The sequence below is a fragment of the Synergistaceae bacterium genome, from assembly GCA_012521675.1.
In the GTDB taxonomy this organism is placed as follows: domain Bacteria; phylum Synergistota; class Synergistia; order Synergistales; family Aminobacteriaceae; genus JAAYLU01.
In genome coordinates, this window is the sequence record JAAYLU010000030.1 from 1 (window position 1) to 3,507 (window position 3,507).

Consider the following 3,507-nt stretch of genomic DNA (forward strand, 5'->3'; position numbering starts at 1 on the left):
GAAGGAGGGGCCGTCGAACCTGTGCACCGGGTGGTAGAGGAATCGCAGGTCCCGGTTCATCAGGAAGGGGTAGCCGTGGTCGTAAACCTTGACCGGGGCCAGCATGTCTCGCACGAAGCTGAAGTCGAAGGTCATGCCCGCCACGGCGGCTATCTTGTCGTCGATGTACACGGGCATTGAGTAGGTGACTATCTCCTCCCCCGTGTCGGAGAGGGTCAGGTCGCTCCAGTGGGGTTCGCCCAAGTCCAGCGGCTTCCAGAACCACGCCGTGGAGGGGTTGTCCCTGTCGATGAGGCCGGCGGGATTGAAGTCCTTGCCGTCCATGAACTTGAACGGTGATTCGGAGTCGGGACGCTCGAAGCCGGCTATGTAGGTCTTTTTGACCCCGAAGATCTCCGGGTTAAAGATGATGAACAGCCCTCGCGAGACTCTTAGCTGGGCGCCAAGGTCGTTGATGAACTTGCCGTTCTGAGCTCCGAACTGCGGTATGACTATGTCGGCCACCTCGGGCTTCGGCATCGTGGTGAACCTGGTGGTGACAAGCGCACTGAGCGACTGCAGCACCCCGTCGAAGCGATTGAACGTGGCGTCGAGCTCGTTGGCCAGCGAGCCCGCCATGGTGACCTCGTAGTCGTTCACCAGGCGCTCTATGCATCCACCGGCTATGTTCATCGAGTAAAAGGCTATGCCTCCGACCGAGACGACGAGCAACAGGACGACGACGATAAGTATGCGGGCGCCTAAGCGGTTGAATTTCATGATTTCTCCTCCCTAAAACCATGCTGTTGGATGTTCTGCGCGGCAGGCTCTCTTTAAAACTTCTCCCTGAGCTCCTTCAGCTGCTGCGCACGTGCGTTGGCTCTCTCTTCCATTCCGAGCCGGTTGACGACCACTCTCTCGTTGACCCCCTTGAACACAACTCCCAGCGCGTCGGCGCCCGTTATGTCGAAGACCAGCCGATTTCCCCTGATCTCCCTGAGAACGGCGTTGACGACGACGGTGGTCCCGGCCATCGCCGGGGCCTCGTGCACCAGGTCCAGTCTCCATCCCACTGACAGGTAGCCCTCGGGCAGGACGCCCTCGGTGACGGCCATTGCCGCCGACACGGCGAGGGTCGCGCAGGCCGATGTCGACAGGTACTGCTTCAGATACGGCGAAGAAGCTCCGAACGTATCGTCGAGATCGACCGTCTTTTTCACCTCTCCGGTCATGCCGGTCTTCAGAAGTGCTGCAAGGTCAAGCATGCTCTATCCCTCCTCGGCGAAAAATGTTTGGACTCTATGTCTTGCCCATTTTACCTCATATCTTCTCATCGCGGAGTTAAAAATCCGTCGCATCCGCCGCTCAAATAGAATCCGCATTTTCCCCCAGGAGGGAGGCAAGCTCCGGGTCGAACTGCTTCCCGGATAGAATCCGTATCTCCTCGAGGGCCTCGCCCGCGGTGACGGCGTCCCTGTAGGGAGTCCCCCTCGTCATCACGTCGAATGAGTCGGCGAGGGCTATGATCCTGGATAGCAGCGGTATCTCCTCGCCGGACAGTCCCTTCGGGTAGCCGGTCCCGTCCCATCTCTCGTGGTGCGACAGGATTATCGGTGCGACCTTCGTCAGCTCGGGGGTCGCGGCCATGGCGATGGCATATCCCTTCTCGGCGTGGCCATGGAGCTCCGTCCTCTCCTCGGCGGTGATGGGGCCGGTCTTGTTCAACAGGCTCCACGGTATCGGGGCCTTGCCTACGTCGTGGAAGCGGACGGCCAGGTCGAGGTAGTTCATCTCCTCGTCGGACAGCCCCTTCAGCTCGCCCAGTCGCCTGGCGATGCGCCTCATGGAGTCTATGTGCTCCTTCGTCTCCGGGGTGTTCTCGTCCAGTAGCCTCAGCAGCTTCGAGAGAATCCTCGTGCGGATCTTCTTGTCCTTGGACGCCTGCTCCTCTCGCATCTCCTCCTCCGCGTCCAGCAGCGCGTTTTCGAACTTCTGCCATCGGTGGTTCTTGGCGGCGAAGCCGATGGAGATGCTCGGCGAGACGTGTATGTCCCTGAGCTTGGCGCTGTCGAAAGCCTCCGTTATCCGCTCCGAGATGAACGCCGCATCTTCCTCCCTGGTGCGAGGCAGAAGGAGCAGAAACTCGTCCTCCTTCCAGCGGATCAGTATGTCGCTGTTCCTGCTGTGCTTGCGAAGGGCCCTCGCAGCCGTCCTCATGAGCCTGTCGCCCGTGCTCTTCCCGTAGATGCTGTTGATGAGCTTCATGCCGTCGAGGTCCGCCCTTATCACGCTTATTGGCAGGTTCACCTCCGAGTCCACCCGGTGCAGCTCCTCGTGGAAGAAGGCGGGGGTGGGGAGGCCGGTCACCGGGTCGCGGAGGGGAGCCTTGCCCCGGCGTGAAAAACCGGACGGCTTCCGCCGATCCAGGGACGCGGAGCAGAGGAGCATGGGGAACGTGCCCTCGTTCAGAGAGCGGACGAGGATTCGCTCCGGGATGGTCTCTCCTCCCTTTCCCCTCAGCTTCGTCGCGACGGCCCGGCCCTCTCCGCCGTGAAGCAGCGAGCATATGCGGTTCATCTCGGGCGCGGCCGGGTTGCTCACCAGGTCGGAGTAGAAGTTCATTCCGCGCAGCTCCTCCTTGGCGAACCCCAGCATTTCGCATGCGGCTCTGTTCACCTCCGCGATCGTTCCTCCCGGATCGAAGATGATCATGGGATCCTCCGCGCCGTTGAATAGGACTCGTACAAGCTCTTTCAGGAACTCTATGTCGGCAAGCTCCTCGAAATCCCTCCGGGCTTTCGGGGCTCTCTCATGGTCGTCCATGGGTGCGGCCTCCTTTTCTCGTACGGATGTCTATCGTCCGGATCATGACGATTATACTGCACCGGGAAGTCGGAGAGGCATCAAATTCTCCATGAAAAGCTACTGACTTTGGTATATACTAGAAAAAATACATTCCATCGCTGTTTCGGAGGGAGGTGTGCCGGGTGATGCTGGTCGGTTTCTGCAATCTCAAGGGCGGGGTCGGAAAGACGACCGCGTGTCAGAACCTGTCCGTCGCAATGGCCCTCAGGGGGCTCAGGGTGGCGGCCTTCGACCTCGACCCGCAGAGCAACCTCACAACCGGGTTCGGCATAACGGTGCAGGAGGATCGCCCCTACATATACGATTTTCTCATGGGTGAAGCCTCGTTTCAGCAGATAATGGAGACTCGAGAGGGAGTGGACGTCGCTCCCAGCACCCTGGACCTCGCCATAGTGGAGATGGAGCTCGAGGGCCGGCCGGGGCGCGACCTCCTTCTGAAGAAGGCGCTCGAGGCCTCCGACATATCCGCCTACGACGCAGTCTTCTTCGACAGTCCACCCCAGCTCGGGGTGTTCACCAGGAACGTCATGGTGGCGTGCGAGGAGCTCCTAGTGCCCATGGAGAGCGAGTTTTTCAGCCTGTCCGGGCTCAGGCTCCTGTCGCAGACGGTTGATTACTTCCGCATGCGCCTTAACAGGACGCTGCGTATAGGCAATATACTTC

The 3,507-nt window shown here is 60.2% G+C and carries 4 protein-coding genes; 1 reads left to right on the forward strand and 3 read right to left on the reverse strand.

The genetic code is table 11. The features are described from left to right. The 3 genes from GX181_03700 to GX181_03710 form a co-directional block, all read right to left on the reverse strand. On the reverse strand, nt 1-759 hold a 759-nt coding region (locus GX181_03700; GenBank protein NLM71051.1), incomplete at its 3' end, for a hypothetical protein. Nucleotides 760-812: 53 nt separating this feature from the next. Then, nucleotides 813-1,244 carry a thioesterase gene (locus GX181_03705; GenBank protein NLM71052.1) on the reverse strand — a complete coding sequence of 144 codons (432 nt, stop codon included), beginning with the start codon at nt 1,242-1,244 and terminating at the stop codon, nt 813-815. Nucleotides 1,245-1,344: 100 nt separating this feature from the next. Beyond that, nucleotides 1,345-2,802, reverse strand: a complete 1,458-nt coding sequence (locus tag GX181_03710; GenBank protein ID NLM71053.1) for a diguanylate cyclase — start codon at nt 2,800-2,802, stop codon at nt 1,345-1,347. A 164-nt stretch (nt 2,803-2,966) separates the two neighbouring features. Between GX181_03710 and GX181_03715 the strand changes: the two genes are divergently transcribed. Continuing rightward, nucleotides 2,967-3,507 (forward strand): AAA family ATPase (locus tag GX181_03715; protein ID NLM71054.1); only part of this gene is annotated, 541 nt, incomplete at its 3' end.

What these genes read in the sequence shown, in the direction of transcription:
- GX181_03705 (NLM71052.1), bottom strand. Translation starts at nt 1,244, where the DNA reads ATGCTTGACCTTGCAGCACTTCTGAAGACCGGCATGACCGGAGAGGTG.
- GX181_03710 (NLM71053.1), bottom strand. Translation starts at nt 2,802, where the DNA reads ATGGACGACCATGAGAGAGCCCCGAAAGCCCGGAGGGATTTCGAGGAG.